Genomic DNA, 18,120 nt, shown 5'->3' with positions numbered 1-18,120 from the left:
AACCTCAAGACGATTGCATGGGGAGACAACGCGCTCATGAGCGATGTACTGGAGCTGGTGGACGTATCCGTGGTCCGCGACGGACGCGCTCTGGTGGACGACGTCTCCTGGTCGGTCAAGGAAGGGGAGCGCTGGGCCATCCTCGGTCCCAACGGCGCGGGCAAGACCACTCTGCTCAACCTCGCCTCCAGCTATCTCTTCCCCACCACCGGCAGCGTCTCCATCCTCGGTGAGCGCCTCGGCAAGGTCGACGTCTTCGACCTGCGCCCCCGCATCGGCGTGGCCGGCATCGCCATGGCCGAGAAGCTGCCCAAGCGGCAGACCGTCCTGCAGACCGTGCTCACGGCCGCCTACGGCATGACCGCGACCTGGCACGAGGACTACGACGAGGTCGACGAAGTGCGCGCCCGCGCCTTCCTCGACCGGCTCGGCATGACCGAATACCTGGACCGCCGGTTCGGCACGCTCTCCGAGGGCGAGCGCAAGCGCACCCTGATCGCCCGCGCCATGATGACCGACCCCGAGCTGCTGCTCCTGGACGAGCCCGCCGCCGGCCTCGACCTCGGCGGCCGGGAGGACCTGGTGCGCCGTCTCGGCCGCCTCGCCCGTGACCCGTACGCCCCCTCCATGATCATGGTCACCCACCATGTCGAGGAGATCGCCCCGGGCTTCACCCACGTCCTCATGATCCGTCAGGGCAAGGTCCTCGCCGCCGGCCCGATGGAGACGGAGCTGTCCTCCCGCAACCTTTCGCTCTGCTTCGGACTCCCGCTCGTCGTCGAGCGGAACGGGGACCGCTGGACCGCGCAGGGCCTGCCGCTCGCCTGACCGGATATCACCCCTGTCGGGGGAGGTGCCCCCGCCCCTACCATGGCCACGTGGATATCGACGCATGGGTGTGGTGGCTGATCGGCGCCGTCGGGCTGGGAATTCCGCTCGTCCTCACCGCGATGCCCGAGTTCGGCATGTTCGCGGCCGGAGCGGTCGCGGGAGCCGTCGTCGCCGCGCTGGGCGGCGGAGTGGTGGCCCAAGTCCTCGTGTTCGTCGTGGTGTCCGTGGCGCTCATCGCCGTCGTACGGCCGTACGCGGCCCGTCAGCGCGCCGCGAGCCCCGGAGCGGCCACCGGCATCGACGCCCTGAAGGGCCGTCAGGCCGTCGTCCTGGAACGGGTCGACAGCAGAGGTGGCCGAATCAAGCTCGCCGGAGAGGTCTGGTCGGCGCGCACATACGATGAGTCCGCCACGTTCGAACCTGGCCAGCAGGTCGACGTGGTCGAAATCGACGGCGCCACAGCAGTCGTCATGTGAGCCAACCCTGGGGAAGATTACCCATGCAGGTCCCCAGTCTGAGAAACTGGATCATCGGAACATCCGGCGGCGAAGGGTCCCGAGGAACGCGATGCCATCAATCATCATCGTCCTGGTCATCCTGGTGGTGCTTGTATTCATCGCCCTGATCAAAACGATCCAGGTCATCCCCCAGGCGAGCGCCGCCATCGTCGAGCGCTTCGGCCGCTACACGCGGACGCTCAACGCCGGACTGAACATCGTCGTGCCGTTCATCGACTCGATCCGCAACCGGATCGACCTCCGCGAACAGGTCGTGCCCTTCCCGCCCCAGCCGGTGATCACACAGGACAACCTGGTCGTCAACATCGACACCGTCATCTACTACCAGGTGACCGACGCCCGGGCCGCGACCTACGAAGTCGCCAGCTACATCCAGGCGATCGAACAGCTCACCGTCACCACCCTGCGCAACATCATCGGCGGAATGGACCTGGAGCGGACCCTCACCTCCCGCGAGGAGATCAACGCGGCGCTGCGCGGTGTCCTCGACGAGGCCACCGGCAAGTGGGGCATCCGCGTCAACCGCGTCGAGCTGAAGGCCATCGAACCGCCCACCTCCATCCAGGACTCGATGGAGAAGCAGATGCGCGCGGACCGGGACAAGCGCGCCGCGATCCTCACCGCCGAAGGTATCCGCCAGTCCCAGATCCTCACGGCCGAAGGTGAGAAGCAGTCCGCGATCCTGCGTGCCGAGGGTGAGGCCAAGGCCGCCGCCCTGCGGGCCGAGGGCGAGGCGCAGGCGATCCGTACGGTCTTCGAGTCGATCCACGCCGGCGACCCGGACCAGAAACTCCTCTCGTACCAGTACCTCCAGATGCTCCCCAAGATCGCCGAGGGCGACGCCAACAAGCTGTGGATCGTGCCCAGCGAGATCGGCGACGCTCTCAAGGGGCTCAGCGGAGCCTTCGGCAACCTCGGTCCCGGCGCTCCCGGCTTCGACACCGGAGGCAGCGGAGGAAAGGTCGGCACCGTCAAGGAGCAGCGGCAGAGCCCGTCGCTGGACTGAGGCCCGCGGCAAACCCGAGGGTCGGTCCGGGGGTTCGGGCCCACTGGTCCGGTACCCCCGGCCACCGGGCCCGGCGCTCCCCGCCATTGAGCGAACCGTCGCGGCCGGCCGGGGAACTGCCCCGAAACCAGGGCCTCCGGAGGGTGGCCGTGGGAGGGGGCCGTCGGGACAAGGGGACGGCCGCCGCCCGGACCGCGCAGCTCGTCAGGCATGATCGGTGCAATAAGCACCGATCAGCGAGGGGCAGCGCACGTGACCACCTGGGAGATGCTCGCCGTCTTCGCCGCCGGCCTCGGCGCCGGAACGATCAACACCATCGTCGGTTCCGGCACTTTGATCACCTTCCCCGTACTGCTCGCCACCGGCGTCCCACCGGTCACCGCCACCGTCTCCAACGCCCTCGGCCTGATACCGGGGTCGATCAGCGGAGCCATCGGCTACCGAGCCGAACTCACCGGACAGCGCCGCCGCGTCCTGCTGCTCGGCGCCGCCGCGATGGTCGGCGGACTCGGCGGCGCCACCCTGCTGCTCCTCCTGCCGCCCACGGCCTTCGAGACGATCGTCCCCGTCCTGGTCGCCCTCGCCCTCGTCCTGGTCGTCCTGCAACCCCGCCTCGCGCGGCGCGTCCAGGCCCGCCGCGCGCGCAAAGGCACCGAGGCCCGCCCCCAGGGCGGCCCGCTCCTCTTCATCGGACTGCTGCTCGCCAGCGTCTACGGCGGCTACTTCACGGCGGCCCAGGGCATCGTCTACCTGGCTCTCATGGGCACCTTGCTCGACGAGACGCTGCAACGCCTCAACGCAGTCAAGAACATCCTCGCCGCCATCGTGAACACCGTGGCGGCCGCCTTCTTCCTCTTCGTCGCCGAATTCGACTGGACGGCGGTCGCGCTCATCGCCGTCGGCTCCACCATCGGAGGCCAGATCGGCGCCAGGACAGGCCGCCGACTGCCGCCGACGGCACTGCGCGCCCTGGTGGTGGCCGTCGGTGTCGTCGCCATCGTGCAACTGGTCGTACGCCGCTACGGGTGAGCCCCGTCGGAAGGCCGCCGCGTCGCCCGGTCACCGAAGCCCGCGGACGTGGCTCAGGCCGCCGACCGGATCGGCGTCCCCGACAGCCACGACGGCAGCTCCGAGCGCTCCGTAGCCCGCAGCGACAGCAGCATCGCGTCCGCCGGGGACGGCACGAACGGCTGGTGCAGCAGCGGCATCCCCGCCTGCTCCGGCGTGCGGTCCGCCTTGCGGTGATTGTCCTCGGCGCAGGAAGCGACCGTATTCAGCCAGCTGTCCGACCCGCCCCGGGACCTCGGCACCACATGGTCCACCGTGGTCGCCCGCCGGCCGCAGTACGCGCACCGGTGCTGGTCCCGCATCAGCACCCCCCGCCGGGACCACGGCGCTTGTCTTCGGAACGGGACCCGTACGAACCGGCAGAGCCTGATCACCCGGGGCACCGGGAGCTCCACCGCGGCGGCACGCACACGCAGTGCGGGATGGGCCTGCTCGACGACGGCCTTGTCCTGGAGGACCAGCACCACCGCGCGGTTGAGCGTCACCGTCGACAGCGGCTCGAAGCTCGAGTTCAGTACCAGCGTGTCCCGCATCCCGTCCACCTCCCGTGTGCCGGCCCGCCGCGCGGCGGGCTTGGATCAACTCTGGCCGGGCACGCCAAGAGGGACAACGCAATAAAAAATGCCCTGCCTTGATCTCTCCAAGACCAGGGCAGGGCAAACAACGAGCAAACGCTCGGCTTCCCGGAGGATCAGCTTCCGGCGGGGACCCCGTATTCGCCGACGAGCTGCGCACGGGCCAGCGTGTGGAAGCGCAGATTGAAGCCCACGACGGCGGGTGACGCGTCGCTGTCGGGCCCGAGCCGCTCGCTGTCGACCGCGTACACGGTGAACACGTAGCGGTGCGCCGGGTCCCCGGGCGGCGGCGCCGCGCCCCCGAAGTCCTTCGAGCCGTAGTCGTTACGGGCGTGTACGGCGCCCTCGGGCAGCCCCTCGAACGTGCCGCTTCCCGCGCCCACCGGAAGCTCGGTGACCGACGCCGGGATGTCGAAGAGCACCCAGTGCCAGAACCCGCTGCCGGTCGGCGCGTCCGGGTCGAAGCACGTCACGGCGAAGCTCTTGGTCTCCGCCGGGAAGCCGTCCCACCGCAGCTGCGGAGAGGTGTTCCCGGCCGCCTGCACCTGCGCGTCCTTCAACACCCCGCCCGGCTTGACGTCATCGCTCACCACGGTGAACGACGGCACCTCCGGATGGAAGTCGTGAGGGAGCGGAGCCCTCTTCCCCTCGGCCACGTCTGATCCTCCGAATCGCCTGGGCCCGGCCGTCCACGCGGACCGGGCCGTGCTGGTCCGATACGTCGTATCGCGTACGGCGTACCGCGCACGACGCAGCGCGTGGGTCGCGTCTCGCACGTCGTACGGGACCGAGCGTAGGGCCTGTGTCAGAACCAGTTGCGCCTGCCGCCGACCTCGGCGAGCCACTGGTTGAGATAGGCGGGCCAGTCCGTGCCCCGGAAGTCGTCGAGGCCCACCTGGAACGCCCGGAACGAGTCGCTGCCCTCCGTGAACAGCCCCGGCTTCTTGTCCATCTCCAGGATCACGTCCATCTCGCGGTCGTCGGCCACGAAGGACAGCTCGACCTCGTTCAGCCCCCGGTACTGCTGCGGCGCGAAGAACTCGATCTCCTGGTAGAAGGGCAGCCGCTGGCGCGTCCCCCTGATGTGCCCACGCTCCATGTCCGCACTCTTGAAGCGGAAACCGAGCTGGACAAAAGCGTCCAGGATCGCCTGCTGCGCCGGCAGCGGATGGACGTTGATGGGGTCGAGATCGCTGTTGTCCACCGCCCGCGCGATGTCCAGCTCGGTGGTCACCCCGATGTTCATCCCGCGCAGCGGCTGCCCCTCGATGGTGGTGATCGGGGTCTCCCACGGGATCTCCAGCCCGAACTGCACCACATGGACGGCCCCCGCCTGTACCTCGAAGGCCCCGCCGATGGTCTGCTTGGCGAACTCGATGTCCTGCTTGGTCTCCTGATCGCCGCCCTCGACCTCGACCCGGGCCTGAAGACCGACGGAGAGCCCCGAGATCTGCTGGTTCACGGAGCCGCCCTCGAGCCGCACCTCACCCTGGACGACGCCACCGGGGACGACGTTCGACTCGGACAGCTCCGTCTCGACGGACGCGCCACCGGCGCCCAGGCTCGCGAGCAGCTTCTTGAAGCCCATCTTCACTCCTTGTATGTCCTGACCGGTCCTGACCTGTAGATACGCGACCTGACCGTAGCCGGTTCCCCGCTGCTTGCGAACCGGCCGGCGTGCGAACCGGCAAGCGCGGCAGACGCGTTCGCGCGGCCCGGGCCTCCGCAGGGCGTCCGGCCGGGCCCCCTGTACGCTCGGACGCCATGATGGAGAGCCCCGACCGCATCCCGCTGCCCCGGGAGTTCTTCGACCGCCCGGTCCTCGAGGTCGCGACCGACCTGTTGGGCAGGGTCCTGGTACGGAGCACGGACGAGGGCTCCATCGAACTCCGCCTGACCGAGGTCGAGGCGTATGCCGGTGCGGTCGACCCGGGATCGCACGCCTTCCGCGGCCGTACCGCCCGCAACGCCGTGATGTTCGGCCCGCCCGGTCACGCGTACGTCTACTTCACCTACGGAATGTGGCACTGCCTCAACCTGGTGTGCGGTCCCGAAGGGGAAGCGAGCGGAGTCCTGCTGCGGGCCGGCGAGATCCTGCACGGCGCCGAGCTGACACGGAAGCGCAGGCTCTCGGCCCGCCACGACAGAGAACTGGCCAAGGGCCCGGCGCGCCTGGCCACTGCCCTGGACGTCGACCGGTCGCTCAACGGAGCCGACGTGTGCGCGGGCCCGGGTGCCCCTCTGTCGATCCAGGCGGGCACCCCGATCACGGACGACCAGCTACGCAGCGGTCCCCGCACCGGAGTCGGGGGCGACGGGGCGAGCCACCCCTGGCGCTTCTGGATCGACGGCGACCCGTCGGTGAGCCCGTACCGAGCCCATGCACCGCGTCGCCGTACGAGCCGCCGAACTTGACGCGGCCAGGTCCCTGCCCTAACGTAGCCCGAGCCGCACTTGACGGGTCCTGCCGCTGAGCAGCGCCCGGAGCGGCCATCCACTACTAAGACCTCACCCCAAGGGTGCGTGTTTTCGGCATGCCGAAAATGCGGACCGGGCGACTCGATTATGAATTGAGCGGGGACTCGGTTAACGTAGTGGTCAGCCGAAAGGCAAAAGGCCCTTCCGAAGGCCATTGGATATCTGGAAGCGGGAGAAACACCGCCGAAAGAGTCTGATAGAGTCGGAGACACGAAATACCGAAGGGAAGCGCCCGGAGGAAAGCCCGAGAGGGTGAGTACGAAGGAAGCGTCCGTTCCTTGAGAACTCAACAGCGTGCCAAAAGTCAACGCCAGATATGTTGATACCCCGACCTTCCCCCAGCTTTGGGGTTGGGTTGAGGTTTCTTTGAAACACAACACAGCGAGGATGCTGTGGACCGTCCGGTCTTATTCCGGCCGACGGTTCCGCTCTCGTGTGTGTGAACCGGATGACCGGTGAAGCATTCACGGAGAGTTTGATCCTGGCTCAGGACGAACGCTGGCGGCGTGCTTAACACATGCAAGTCGAACGATGAAGCCTTTCGGGGTGGATTAGTGGCGAACGGGTGAGTAACACGTGGGCAATCTGCCCTGCACTCTGGGACAAGCCCTGGAAACGGGGTCTAATACCGGATATCACTTTTCCTCGCATGGGGGAGGGTTGAAAGCTCCGGCGGTGCAGGATGAGCCCGCGGCCTATCAGCTTGTTGGTGGGGTGATGGCCTACCAAGGCGACGACGGGTAGCCGGCCTGAGAGGGCGACCGGCCACACTGGGACTGAGACACGGCCCAGACTCCTACGGGAGGCAGCAGTGGGGAATATTGCACAATGGGCGGAAGCCTGATGCAGCGACGCCGCGTGAGGGATGACGGCCTTCGGGTTGTAAACCTCTTTCAGCAGGGAAGAAGCGTGAGTGACGGTACCTGCAGAAGAAGCGCCGGCTAACTACGTGCCAGCAGCCGCGGTAATACGTAGGGCGCAAGCGTTGTCCGGAATTATTGGGCGTAAAGAGCTCGTAGGCGGCTTGTCGCGTCGGTTGTGAAAGCCCGGGGCTTAACCCCGGGTCTGCAGTCGATACGGGCAGGCTAGAGTTCGGTAGGGGAGATCGGAATTCCTGGTGTAGCGGTGAAATGCGCAGATATCAGGAGGAACACCGGTGGCGAAGGCGGATCTCTGGGCCGATACTGACGCTGAGGAGCGAAAGCGTGGGGAGCGAACAGGATTAGATACCCTGGTAGTCCACGCCGTAAACGTTGGGAACTAGGTGTGGGCGACATTCCACGTCGTCCGTGCCGCAGCTAACGCATTAAGTTCCCCGCCTGGGGAGTACGGCCGCAAGGCTAAAACTCAAAGGAATTGACGGGGGCCCGCACAAGCGGCGGAGCATGTGGCTTAATTCGACGCAACGCGAAGAACCTTACCAAGGCTTGACATACGCCGGAAAACCCTGGAGACAGGGTCCCCCTTGTGGTCGGTGTACAGGTGGTGCATGGCTGTCGTCAGCTCGTGTCGTGAGATGTTGGGTTAAGTCCCGCAACGAGCGCAACCCTTGTCCCGTGTTGCCAGCAGGCCCTTGTGGTGCTGGGGACTCACGGGAGACCGCCGGGGTCAACTCGGAGGAAGGTGGGGACGACGTCAAGTCATCATGCCCCTTATGTCTTGGGCTGCACACGTGCTACAATGGCCGGTACAATGAGCTGCGATGCCGTGAGGTGGAGCGAATCTCAAAAAGCCGGTCTCAGTTCGGATTGGGGTCTGCAACTCGACCCCATGAAGTCGGAGTCGCTAGTAATCGCAGATCAGCATTGCTGCGGTGAATACGTTCCCGGGCCTTGTACACACCGCCCGTCACGTCACGAAAGTCGGTAACACCCGAAGCCGGTGGCCCAACCTCCTTGTGGGGAGGGAGCTGTCGAAGGTGGGACTGGCGATTGGGACGAAGTCGTAACAAGGTAGCCGTACCGGAAGGTGCGGCTGGATCACCTCCTTTCTAAGGAGCATCTTGGCTCTTGCTCTTCGGGGCGGGGGTCCAGGGGCCAGTACATCAGCGAGTGTCTGATGCTGGTTGCTCATGGGTGGAACGTTGACTATTCGGCACGGTTTCTCTTGGTTTTGCTAGTACTGCTTCGGCGTGGAACGCAGGGTTGGGAGGGGTCGGGTCGGGCGCGCTGTTGGGTGTCTGAGGGTGCGGCCGTTGTGGTTGTCCTTCAGTTTGCCGGTCCCGGTGAAGCATCGCTTGTGGGTGGTGTGTGACGGGTGGCTGGTCGTTGTTTGAGAACTGCACAGTGGACGCGAGCATCTGTGGCCAAGTTTTTAAGGGCGCACGGTGGATGCCTTGGCACCAGGAACCGATGAAGGACGTGGGAGGCCGCGATAGGCCCCGGGGAGCTGTCAACCGAGCTGTGATCCGGGGGTGTCCGAATGGGGAAACCCGGCAGTCGTCATGGGCTGTCACCCGCTGCTGAACTCATAGGCAGTGTGGAGGGAACGAGGGGAAGTGAAACATCTCAGTACCCTCAGGAAGAGAAAACAACCGTGATTCCGGGAGTAGTGGCGAGCGAAACTGGATGAGGCTAAACCGTATACGTGTGAGACCCGGCAGGGGTTGCGTATGTGGGGTTGTGGGAGCGTGCTTGATCGGTCTGCCGGCCGGTCGGTGAGTCAGAAACCGTATGGGTAGGCGAAGGGCATGCGAAAGGCCCGGCGTAGAGGGTAAGACCCCCGTAGCTGAAATCTGTACGGCTTGCTTGTGCGTTTCCCAAGTAGCATAGGGCCCGAGAAATCCTGTGTGAATCTGGCGGGACCACCCGCTAAGCCTAAATATTCCCTGGTGACCGATAGCGGATAGTACCGTGAGGGAATGGTGAAAAGTACCGCGGGAGCGGAGTGAAATAGTACCTGAAACCGTGTGCCTACAAGCCGTGGGAGCGTCGCTGTGTGTGCTTGCACATGCAGTCGTGACTGCGTGCCTTTTGAAGAATGAGCCTGCGAGTTTGCGGTGTGTTGCGAGGTTAACCCGTGTGGGGGAGCCGTAGCGAAAGCGAGTCCGAATAGGGCGATTTTAGTAGCGCGCTCAAGACCCGAAGCGGAGTGATCTAGCCATGGGCAGGTTGAAGCGGAGGTAAGACTTCGTGGAGGACCGAACCCACCAGGGTTGAAAACCTGGGGGATGACCTGTGGTTAGGGGTGAAAGGCCAATCAAACTCCGTGATAGCTGGTTCTCCCCGAAATGCATTTAGGTGCAGCGTCGTGTGTTTCTTGCCGGAGGTAGAGCACTGGATAGGCGATGGGCCCTACCGGGTTACTGACCTTAGCCAAACTCCGAATGCCGGTAAGTGAGAGCGCGGCAGTGAGACTGTGGGGGATAAGCTCCATGGTCGAGAGGGAAACAGCCCAGAGCATCGACTAAGGCCCCTAAGCGTACGCTAAGTGGGAAAGGATGTGGAGTCGCAGAGACAACCAGGAGGTTGGCTTAGAAGCAGCCATCCTTGAAAGAGTGCGTAATAGCTCACTGGTCAAGTGATTCCGCGCCGACAATGTAGCGGGGCTCAAGCGTACCGCCGAAGTCGTGTCATTGCAGTACATACTCCTAACGGGGACTGTGATGGGTAGGGGAGCGTCGTGTGCCGGGTGAAGCCATGCTGGAAGGTAGTGGTGGATGGTTCACGAGTGAGAATGCAGGCATGAGTAGCGATTCACACGTGGGAAACGTGTGCGCCGATTGACTAAGGGTTCCTGGGTCAAGCTGATCTGCCCAGGGTAAGTCGGGACCTAAGGCGAGGCCGACAGGCGTAGTCGATGGATAACCGGTTGATATTCCGGTACCCGCTTTGAAGCGCCCAGTATCGAATCCATTAATGCTAAGGCCGTGAAGCCGCCCTGATCTCTTCGGAGTTGAGGGGAGTGGTGGAGCCGTCGAACCAAGGTGGTAGTAGGTAAGTGATGGGGTGACGCAGGAAGGTAGTCCAGCCCGGGCGGTGGTTGTCCCGGGGTAAGGGTGTAGGACGTTGTGCAGGTAAATCCGTGCAACTTGTGTCTGAGACCTGATGCCGAGCCGATTGTGGTGAAGTGGATGATCCTATGCTGTCGAGAAAAGCCTCTAGCGAGTTTCATGGCGGCCCGTACCCGAAACCGACTCAGGTGGTCTGGTAGAGAATACCGAGGCGTTCGGGTGAACTATGGTTAAGGAACTCGGCAAAATGCCCCCGTAACTTCGGGAGAAGGGGGGCCATTCTGGGTGATCATCTTTACGGTGTGAGCTTGGGGTGGCCGCAGAGACCAGCGAGAAGCGACTGTTTACTAAAAACACAGGTCCGTGCGAAGCCGTAAGGCGATGTATACGGACTGACGCCTGCCCGGTGCTGGAACGTTAAGGGGACCGGTTAGCTGACTTTCGGGTTGGCGAAGCTGAGAACTTAAGCGCCAGTAAACGGCGGTGGTAACTATAACCATCCTAAGGTAGCGAAATTCCTTGTCGGGTAAGTTCCGACCTGCACGAATGGCGTAACGACTTCTCGGCTGTCTCAACCATAGGCCCGGTGAAATTGCAGTACGAGTAAAGATGCTCGTTTCGCGCAGCAGGACGGAAAGACCCCGGGACCTTTACTACAGTTTGATATTGGTGTTCGGTTCGGCTTGTGTAGGATAGGTGGGAGACTGTGAAGCCCGTACGCCAGTATGGGTGGAGTCGTTGTTGAAATACCACTCTGGTCGTGCTGGATGTCTAACCTGGGTCCGTGATCCGGATCAGGGACAGTGTCTGATGGGTAGTTTAACTGGGGCGGTTGCCTCCTAAAGGGTAACGGAGGCGCCCAAAGGTTCCCTCAGCCTGGTTGGTAATCAGGTGTTGAGTGTAAGTGCACAAGGGAGCTTGACTGTGAGACTGACGGGTCGAGCAGGGACGAAAGTCGGGACTAGTGATCCGGCGGTGGCTTGTGGAAGCGCCGTCGCTCAACGGATAAAAGGTACCCCGGGGATAACAGGCTGATCTTCCCCAAGAGTCCATATCGACGGGATGGTTTGGCACCTCGATGTCGGCTCGTCGCATCCTGGGGCTGGAGTCGGTCCCAAGGGTTGGGCTGTTCGCCCATTAAAGCGGTACGCGAGCTGGGTTTAGAACGTCGTGAGACAGTTCGGTCCCTATCCGCTGTGCGCGTAGGAGTCTTGAGAAGGGCTGTCCCTAGTACGAGAGGACCGGGACGGACGAACCTCTGGTGTGCCAGTTGTTCTGCCAAGGGCATGGCTGGTTGGCTACGTTCGGGAGGGATAACCGCTGAAAGCATCTAAGCGGGAAGCCTGCTTCGAGATGAGGACTCCCACCTCCTTGAGGGGGTAAGGCTCCCAGTAGACGACTGGGTTGATAGGCCGGATATGGAAGCCAGGTGACTGGTGGAGTTGACCGGTACTAATAGGCCGAGGGCTTGTCCTCAGTTGCTCGCGTCCACTGTGTGGTTCCCGGGTTGCGAACAGTCGCACCGGTTGAACCAGTATTACTTCAGTACATCAATTGAAGAGTGTGCTTGTTCGCTAGTGCCGATGTCCCGGTTTTTCACGGGACGAAGCCCGATAGGGTTTCGGTGGTTATAGCGTGAGGGAAACGCCCGGTCACATTCCGAACCCGGAAGCTAAGCCTTACAGCGCCGATGGTACTGCAGGGGGGACCCTGTGGGAGAGTAGGACGCCGCCGAACAATCTTTCAAGGACCTTTGGTCCAGCGTTCATGCTGGACCAAAGGTCCTTTTTGTTTTTGAGTTTTTTCCTGGAGCGCAGCGGAAGGCCGACTGCGCGAGAATGACTGCGGTACCCGAAGACAGGAGCCCCACCGATGTCCCCCAACTCCTCAGACGACCGTCCTGAGCGCGAAGAGCGTCGCAGGGACAGCGGTGGCGACCGGGGCGGCTTCCGCGGGGGCCGTGACGATCGCGCGCGCGGACCGCGGCGCGACGACCGGGACCGTGGCGGCTTCCGGCGAGACGACAACAACCGCCGGGATGGCTACCGCGGTAACGGTAGCGGTGGCACCGGCAGCGGTGGCGGTGGCGGTGGCGGCTACCGTGGCGGGCGCGACTCCCGGCCCGGTGGCTTCCGGCGTGATGACGAGCGGACCCCGCGCGGTGACCGGGGGGCCCGGCCGTCCGGTGGCCCGTCCGGTGGGGGTGCGTACGGGCGGCGCGACGACCGGGACAGGGACCGTGGTCCGCGCAGGGACGACCGGCCGAGCGCGCCCCGTCGTTACGACGACCGCGGGGGTTTCCGCCACGACGACCGGCGCGACGAGCGCCCGGCCTTCCGGCGTGACGACCGGCGTGATGACCGGCGCGACGAGCGCCCGGCCTTCCGGCGTGACGACCGGCGTGATGACCGGCGCGACGAGCGCCCGGCCTTCCGGCGCGACGACCACCGCGACGACCGCCGGAGTGACCGCTCCGGTGGGCCGCGCCGTTACGACGACCGCGGTGCGCGGCCCTCGGCCGGCGGCGGTGGCGGTTACGGGCGCCGCGACGACCGGCCCGGCGGGTTCCGCCGCGACGACCGGCCGCGCGACGAGCACCGTCGTGAGGACCACCGTCGTGACGACCGTCCCGGCTTCCGCCGCGACGAGCGCCCGAGCGCGCCCCGCCGTGACGGTGAACGCGGTGGTTTCCGCCGCGAGGACAGCCGGGGCGGAGGCTTCGGGCGCCGTGACGACCGGCCCGGCGGGTTCCGCAGGGACGAGCGCCGTGACGACCGGCGCGACGAGCGAAGCGATGACCGTCCCGGTTTCCGCCGCCACGACCGGCCCGCCGGAAGGCCCCGTCGTGACGACGACCGCGCCGGATACGGACGCCGCGACGACCGCGGCGGACGTCCCGGCGGTGGCGGCGGGTACGGGCGCCGCGACGACCGGGACCGTGGCGGACGCGGCGGCTTCCGTGGCCGTGACGACCACCGCGGCGGCGGTTACCAGCGGCGCGACGACCGTGACCGCGATCGTGACCGCGAGCCCATCAAGCGGCTGCCGATCCCCGAGGACGTCACCGGTGACGAGATCGACAAGGACGTGCGGCAGGAGCTGATGAGCCTGCCGAAGACGCTCGCCGACGATGTCGCCCGCAACCTCGTCATGGTCGCCAAGCTGATCGACGAGGAGCCCGAGAAGGCCTACGGGTACTCACGGGTGGCGCTCCGGCTGGCCTCGCGCGTCGCGGCCGTACGGGAAGCCGCCGGCTTCGCCGCGTACGCGACGCAGAAGTACACCGAGGCGCTGGCCGAATTCCGTGCCGCCCGGCGGATGACCGGCAATGTCGATCTGTGGCCCGTCATGGCGGACTGCGAGCGGGGCCTCGGTCGTCCCGAGCGGGCGCTGGCGATGGCCGGTGAGCCCGAGGTGCAGAAGCTCGACAAGGCCGGGCAGGTCGAGATGCGTCTCGTGGCGGCCGGCGCGCGGCGCGACATGGGACAGCTCGACGCCGCGATCGTGACCCTGCAGAGCTCCGAGCTGGCGTCGAACTCCGTGCAGCCCTGGACCGCACGGCTGCGGTACGCGTACGCCGACGCCCTGCTGGCGATCGGCCGTGAGGACGAGGCACGGGAGTGGTTCGCCAAGACGGTCGAGTCGGACAAGGACGGGGCCACGGACGCCTCGGACCGGCTCGCCGAGCTGGACGGGGTCGAGTTCGTCGACGCCTTGGCCGCTGACGACGAGGTGGATGACGAGGGCGTCCCCTCCTCCTCGGCCGCCATCGAGAACCCCGCGGACAAGCAGGAAGAGCGCGAGAAGGACGAGAAGGACGAGAAGGGCGAGGACAACGAGGACGAGGACAGGGACGGAAACGGCACGTCCTGACCTCGTACGGCGGCATGGGGCGGTACGCGGCCATGCCGCCATGATGTCCGTGGGCGGGCGGGAACACCGGAACCGGCGTTTCCCGCCCGCCCACGCGTATGTCCGCTCGCCCCTCAGCCCTGGGTGAGGCTGCGCAGCACCAGTCCCGTCGCCGGCTTCGGCCCGAACGACGTGGACTTGCGCGGCATGGTGACGCCCTGACGCGCCAGTTCCCGTACGACCTCCTCGCGCACCGGATGCATCAGGACCGCCGTACCGCCGTGACGTTCCGCCTGGGTGACGACCGCCTCGGCGTCATGGATGTACGCGATGTGGCCGGGGTCGTCCGGAATCCGCCAGATGTGATCCAGGAGGGTGGAGTGCAGCACGGTCGCGTCGAGTTGCCGCCAGGCGGCCGGCGGATCGGCCGGGACCGTACGGCTCAGCAGGCCGTCGTCCGGGCGGTCGAGGAGGTGGAAGCCGCCGTCGCCCGCGAGCAGGAACGCGTTGCCCGTCGCGGCGGCCTCCGCCAGGGCTTCGAGTGCCGTGGGCAGTGGACCGGGGACCGTACGCACGCGGAACGCGCCGTGGACGGCCGCGAGCGCCCGGTCGACCGGCAGCGCGCGCAGCAGCCGGTGGATGGCACGGACCTGGAGCGGGTAGCGGGCCGTGTCGACCAGCAGGACCAGCCCGTAGGCCCAGGGGCCGGTGGCGGAGTGCTCGCCGCGCAGCCGCAGGTAGGTCGCCCAGCGGTGGTGGCCGTCGGCGATGAGCGCCTGGTGGTCGGCGAGGTCGCAGGTGATGTCCGCCAGGTCGCCGGGGTCCGTGACCGACCACAGCCGGTGGCCGAAGCCGTCCTCGGTGGTGGTGGCGAGGAGCGGGGGACGCCGTACGGTGCGCTCGATCACGGCGTTCGTACCGGAGCCTCCGCCCACCCGGGGGCCGTCGGCGGTCGCGGCGGAGCCGGCCGCCGTGTCGTGTGCGGGCCGGTGCGTGAGGAGCGCGTCCGCGGCGTGGTCCGCGCCGTCCTCGCCGCGGTACGTCAGCAGCAGGGGCTCCAGGTTCGCCGACGTCGTGCGCATCAGCGCCGCCCGGTCCGCCACCACCTCCGCCATCACGTCCTCGTGCGGCAGCACGATCCCGTCCTCGGGCGGGGAGAGCGCCAGCGCGCCGATGACCCCGCGCTGGAGCAGGTCGCCCTTGCGCTGCTCGTACACGTACAACGCCGGTTCCGGATCGGGGGCGAGTACCCCCTCGGTCAGCCACCGGCCCAGGGTGCGCGCCGCCTGGCGGTGTCGCTCGGCCGCGGTGGCGGCCTGTGGGAGGATCAGCCGGACGATGTTGTACGGGTCCGCCGACTCCAGGTGGTGCAGTCCGTCGGGCCTGACCACGACGTCGTACGGCGGCGAGGTCACCGCCGACAGGCTGCCGACCCGTTCGGGGACGTAGCGCAGCCCGCGGAACGGTGCCAGCCGCAGCCCTTTGCCTTCGGCTTCCGGATCCGGACCCGCCGGACCCGGGCCCGTGGGACCTGCCGTCTTTGTGGACATTGACGCATCGTATGTGCGCCCGTGGAGATGCGCGATGATCGGAGGAGACCGACCGAGCCGAGGAACGGACGACGAATGAGCCAGCGGAGCAGGACCAGCCCGAGCGGGAGCGCGAGCGCGCTGCATGAGGCGTACGACACGGCTCTGCTCGACCTCGACGGCGTCGTGTACGCGGGTGGGGAGGCCGTCCCGCACGCGGTCGAGTCGCTCCGGGAGGCGCGGGACGCCGGGATGAGGCTGGCGTACGTCACCAACAACGCGCTGCGCACGCCCGACGTCGTCGCGGAACACCTGACGGAACTGGGCGTGCCGACCGCGCCCGGCGATGTGATCACCTCGGCGCAGGCGGTGGCCCGGCTGATCGCGGAGTCGGTCCCGCCGGGGTCCCGGGTGCTGGTCATCGGGGGCGAGGGGCTGCGGGTCGCCCTGCGCGAGCGCGGTCTGGAGCCCGTGGACTCCGCGGACGACGACCCGGCGGCCGTGGTGCAGGGCTACGGCGGCCCGGACATCACGTGGGGGCGGTTCGCCGAGGCGTGCCACGCGGTCAACCGCGGTGTCCCGTGGTTCGCCTCCAACACGGATCTGACCATTCCGAGCGCGCGGGGGATCGTGCCGGGCAACGGCGCGGCGGTCGAGGTGGTACGGATCGCCACCGGCGCCGAGCCGCGGGTCGCGGGCAAGCCGCTGCCCCCGATGCACCGGGAGACGATTCTGCGCACGGGCGCCGAGCGGGCGCTGGTCGTCGGTGACCGGCTGGACACGGACATCGAGGGCGCGTTCAACGGCGGTGTGGACTCGCTGCTCGTGCTGACCGGCGTGACCGACGCGGCGGCGCTGCTCGCCGCCGAGCCCTGGCACCGGCCCACGTACGTGGACGAGGACCTGCGCGGTCTGCTGACCGGTCAGCCGGAGGTGACGGAGGCCGGCGGTGGTTTCGCGTGCGGCGGGTGGACGGCGTCGGCCGCCGGGGGCGCCCTGGTGCTCGACGGGGACGGCCGGGCGCCCGACGGGCTGCGGGCACTGTGCGCGGCGGCCTGGACGGAGGCGGAGGACGGCGTCTGCGAGCTGGACGCGGGGAAGGCGCTGGCGCGACTGGGACTGTGAGCGGCGCTCCGCTCCGCTCCGACCCGGCCCCTGCTCCCCGCTCCGACCCGGCGCCCCGCCCCGCTCCCACTCGGTCCCTCGTCTCCCGGCGCGCCCGCGCCCACCACGCACCGTTCCGGCCCGCGCCGTTACGCGTCGTCCCCGACGGCCGTCAGGTTGTCCTCCGAGGCGCCCCGGCGCCAGTAGCCGCTGAACTTCACCCTTCCCCGGTCGAAGCCGCGGTCCCGGACGAGGTGGCGCCGTACCGCCTTCACCGTGGCCGATTCGCCGGCGACCCACGCGTACGGCGTACCGTCCGGCAGGACCGCGGCGCTGATCGCCGCCGCGGTGGCCGGGGACGGGTGCGCGTGCGGGGTGAGCCACGTGATCTCGGCGTCGGCCTTGGTCGGGAGGTCCTGGCGGTCGGCCCGGTCGGGGACCTCGACCCAGACGCGGGCGGGGACGCCCGGGGGCAGCGTTTCGAGGATGCCCGCGACGGCGGGGAGCGCGCAGGCGTCGGCGGCCAGCAGGATCCAGTCGGTGCCGTCCGGCGGCCGGAAGTCGTAGCCCGCGTTCTCCTCGTACACGGGGGCCAGGACACTGATGCGGTCGCCGGGGCGGGCGGACCTGGCCCAGCGCGAGGCCGGGCCCGACGCGGCGTGGGCGGCGGCCGTAGGAACGGGCGCGGCGTCCTCCCCGCCGGGCGGGGCGCCGGCCAGGGCCGTGCCGCCCCTGTCGTTTCCGGGACCACCGCCGCCCTCGTCCGGTCCGTGTGGCGCGGAAGGACTGTGTGGGGCGGAAGGACCGTGCGGGGCGGACGGTCCGTGTGGGGCGGACGGTCCGTGCAGGGCGAAGTCGATGACCAGTTCGTCGGGATCGCGGCGCAGTTCGCGCGCCGTGAACGTCCGCATGATGCCGCGTACCGCCGGATCAAGCTCGCGGTAGGCGTCGTACCAGTCGGACCGGTCCGAGTCCGGCATGACCGGGGCGTCCTGGCCCGGGTGCGGGAAGAACAGCTTCACTCGTTGGTCGCGTCCCGCCGTCGCCATGCGTGCCACGTCTTCACCCCCCAGGGTGATCCGGGCCATGGCCGGCGTGACACGCTCCGTGCGGAGCACCTCGACGGAGAAGAACTGGAAGGGGGCGTCATTCCTCATGCGAGGATAGGCTAACCTAACCTCGCGTCGCTCGACAGTCCCCAGGAGTA

At 67.2% G+C, this 18,120-nt stretch carries 13 protein-coding genes and 3 rRNA genes; 10 read left to right on the top strand and 6 right to left on the bottom strand.

From position 1 onward, the window contains the following. Positions 1–36: 36 nt before the first annotated feature. The 4 genes from ACU6P3_RS06715 to ACU6P3_RS06700 all read left to right on the top strand — a co-directional run bounded on the left by ACU6P3_RS06715 (position 37) and on the right by ACU6P3_RS06700 (position 3,384). On the top strand, positions 37–828 hold the full coding sequence (locus tag ACU6P3_RS06715) for an ABC transporter ATP-binding protein (RefSeq protein WP_447196330.1): 792 nt from the start codon (positions 37–39) through the stop codon (positions 826–828). A gap of 50 nt (positions 829–878) precedes the next feature. Then, positions 879–1,307, top strand: a complete 429-nt coding sequence (locus tag ACU6P3_RS06710; protein WP_447196329.1) for an NfeD family protein — start codon at positions 879–881, stop codon at positions 1,305–1,307. Between the two features lie 91 nt (positions 1,308–1,398). Further along, entirely contained in the window at positions 1,399–2,355 is a 957-nt protein-coding gene (locus tag ACU6P3_RS06705; RefSeq protein WP_030753424.1) for an SPFH domain-containing protein, read from the top strand. Positions 2,356–2,607: 252 nt separating this feature from the next. Then, positions 2,608–3,384 carry a sulfite exporter TauE/SafE family protein gene (locus tag ACU6P3_RS06700; protein WP_447196328.1) on the top strand — a complete coding sequence of 259 codons (777 nt, stop codon included), beginning with the start codon at positions 2,608–2,610 and terminating at the stop codon, positions 3,382–3,384. Between the two features lie 53 nt (positions 3,385–3,437). Here ACU6P3_RS06700 and ACU6P3_RS06695 read toward each other — a convergent pair whose 3' ends face one another. The 3 genes from ACU6P3_RS06695 to ACU6P3_RS06685 all read right to left on the bottom strand — a co-directional run bounded on the left by ACU6P3_RS06695 (position 3,438) and on the right by ACU6P3_RS06685 (position 5,586). Beyond that, positions 3,438–3,956 carry an HNH endonuclease gene (locus ACU6P3_RS06695; RefSeq protein ID WP_447196327.1) on the bottom strand — a complete coding sequence of 173 codons (519 nt, stop codon included), beginning with the start codon at positions 3,954–3,956 and terminating at the stop codon, positions 3,438–3,440. Positions 3,957–4,114: 158 nt separating this feature from the next. After that, on the bottom strand, positions 4,115–4,654 hold the full coding sequence (locus ACU6P3_RS06690) for a YbhB/YbcL family Raf kinase inhibitor-like protein (RefSeq protein WP_447196326.1): 540 nt from the start codon (positions 4,652–4,654) through the stop codon (positions 4,115–4,117). A 149-nt stretch (positions 4,655–4,803) separates the two neighbouring features. Then, positions 4,804–5,586, bottom strand: a complete 783-nt coding sequence (locus ACU6P3_RS06685) for a sporulation protein (protein WP_352089142.1) — start codon at positions 5,584–5,586, stop codon at positions 4,804–4,806. 176 nt (positions 5,587–5,762) lie between these two features. Here ACU6P3_RS06685 and ACU6P3_RS06680 point away from each other — a divergent pair, with 176 nt between their 5' ends. The 4 genes from ACU6P3_RS06680 (at position 5,763) to rrf (ending at position 12,165) form a co-directional block, all read left to right on the top strand. After that, complete coding sequence (locus tag ACU6P3_RS06680; protein ID WP_447196325.1) at positions 5,763–6,413, top strand: DNA-3-methyladenine glycosylase; 651 nt, start codon at positions 5,763–5,765, stop codon at positions 6,411–6,413. A 526-nt stretch (positions 6,414–6,939) separates the two neighbouring features. After that, a 16S ribosomal RNA gene (locus tag ACU6P3_RS06675) occupies positions 6,940–8,466 on the top strand. Between the two features lie 313 nt (positions 8,467–8,779). Continuing rightward, positions 8,780–11,904, top strand: a 23S ribosomal RNA gene (locus ACU6P3_RS06670). Between the two features lie 144 nt (positions 11,905–12,048). Continuing rightward, a 5S ribosomal RNA gene (gene rrf / locus ACU6P3_RS06665) occupies positions 12,049–12,165 on the top strand. The 16S, 23S and 5S rRNA genes sit together here, the layout of an rRNA operon. A gap of 150 nt (positions 12,166–12,315) precedes the next feature. Here rrf and ACU6P3_RS06660 read toward each other — a convergent pair. Then, a complete protein-coding gene (locus ACU6P3_RS06660; RefSeq protein ID WP_447196324.1) occupies positions 12,316–13,404 on the bottom strand; it encodes a hypothetical protein in 1,089 nt (362 codons plus the stop codon). Between the two features lie 111 nt (positions 13,405–13,515). On the opposite strand from ACU6P3_RS06660, the gene ACU6P3_RS06655 reads away from it, so the two are divergent. Beyond that, positions 13,516–14,301 (top strand): tetratricopeptide repeat protein, encoded by a 786-nt coding sequence (locus ACU6P3_RS06655; RefSeq protein WP_447196323.1) that lies wholly within the window; start codon positions 13,516–13,518, stop codon positions 14,299–14,301. 113 nt (positions 14,302–14,414) lie between these two features. Here the strand turns inward: ACU6P3_RS06655 and ACU6P3_RS06650 are convergent, their stop codons facing one another. Beyond that, the gene (locus ACU6P3_RS06650; RefSeq protein ID WP_447196322.1) at positions 14,415–15,830 is read right to left on the bottom strand and encodes a DUF1015 family protein; all 1,416 of its coding nucleotides are present in this window, start codon (positions 15,828–15,830) and stop codon (positions 14,415–14,417) included. Between the two features lie 75 nt (positions 15,831–15,905). Between ACU6P3_RS06650 and ACU6P3_RS06645 the strand changes: the two genes are divergently transcribed. Further along, a complete protein-coding gene (locus ACU6P3_RS06645) occupies positions 15,906–16,934 on the top strand; it encodes an HAD-IIA family hydrolase (protein ID WP_447196321.1) in 1,029 nt (342 codons plus the stop codon). A gap of 128 nt (positions 16,935–17,062) precedes the next feature. Here ACU6P3_RS06645 and ACU6P3_RS06640 read toward each other — a convergent pair whose 3' ends face one another. Further along, on the bottom strand, positions 17,063–18,070 hold the full coding sequence (locus ACU6P3_RS06640; RefSeq protein ID WP_447196320.1) for a siderophore-interacting protein: 1,008 nt from the start codon (positions 18,068–18,070) through the stop codon (positions 17,063–17,065). Between the last annotated feature and the right edge of the window lie 50 nt (positions 18,071–18,120).

The organism is Streptomyces hebeiensis, from assembly GCF_052983195.1.
Note: the sequence above shows the minus strand (reverse complement) of the source record. Positions and strands in the feature narration are given on the sequence as shown.

Bases quoted from the DNA above. Each gene is read 5' to 3' on its own strand.
- ACU6P3_RS06640 (WP_447196320.1), bottom strand. From the start codon at position 18,070: ATGAGGAATGACGCCCCCTTCCAGTTCTTCTCCGTCGAGGTGCTCCGC.
- ACU6P3_RS06715 (WP_447196330.1), top strand. From the start codon at position 37: ATGAGCGATGTACTGGAGCTGGTGGACGTATCCGTGGTCCGCGACGGA.
- ACU6P3_RS06695 (WP_447196327.1), bottom strand. From the start codon at position 3,956: ATGCGGGACACGCTGGTACTGAACTCGAGCTTCGAGCCGCTGTCGACG.
- ACU6P3_RS06680 (WP_447196325.1), top strand. From the start codon at position 5,763: ATGATGGAGAGCCCCGACCGCATCCCGCTGCCCCGGGAGTTCTTCGAC.
- ACU6P3_RS06705 (WP_030753424.1), top strand. From the start codon at position 1,399: ATGCCATCAATCATCATCGTCCTGGTCATCCTGGTGGTGCTTGTATTC.
- ACU6P3_RS06650 (WP_447196322.1), bottom strand. From the start codon at position 15,830: ATGTCCACAAAGACGGCAGGTCCCACGGGCCCGGGTCCGGCGGGTCCG.
- ACU6P3_RS06685 (WP_352089142.1), bottom strand. From the start codon at position 5,586: ATGGGCTTCAAGAAGCTGCTCGCGAGCCTGGGCGCCGGTGGCGCGTCC.
- ACU6P3_RS06645 (WP_447196321.1), top strand. From the start codon at position 15,906: ATGAGCCAGCGGAGCAGGACCAGCCCGAGCGGGAGCGCGAGCGCGCTG.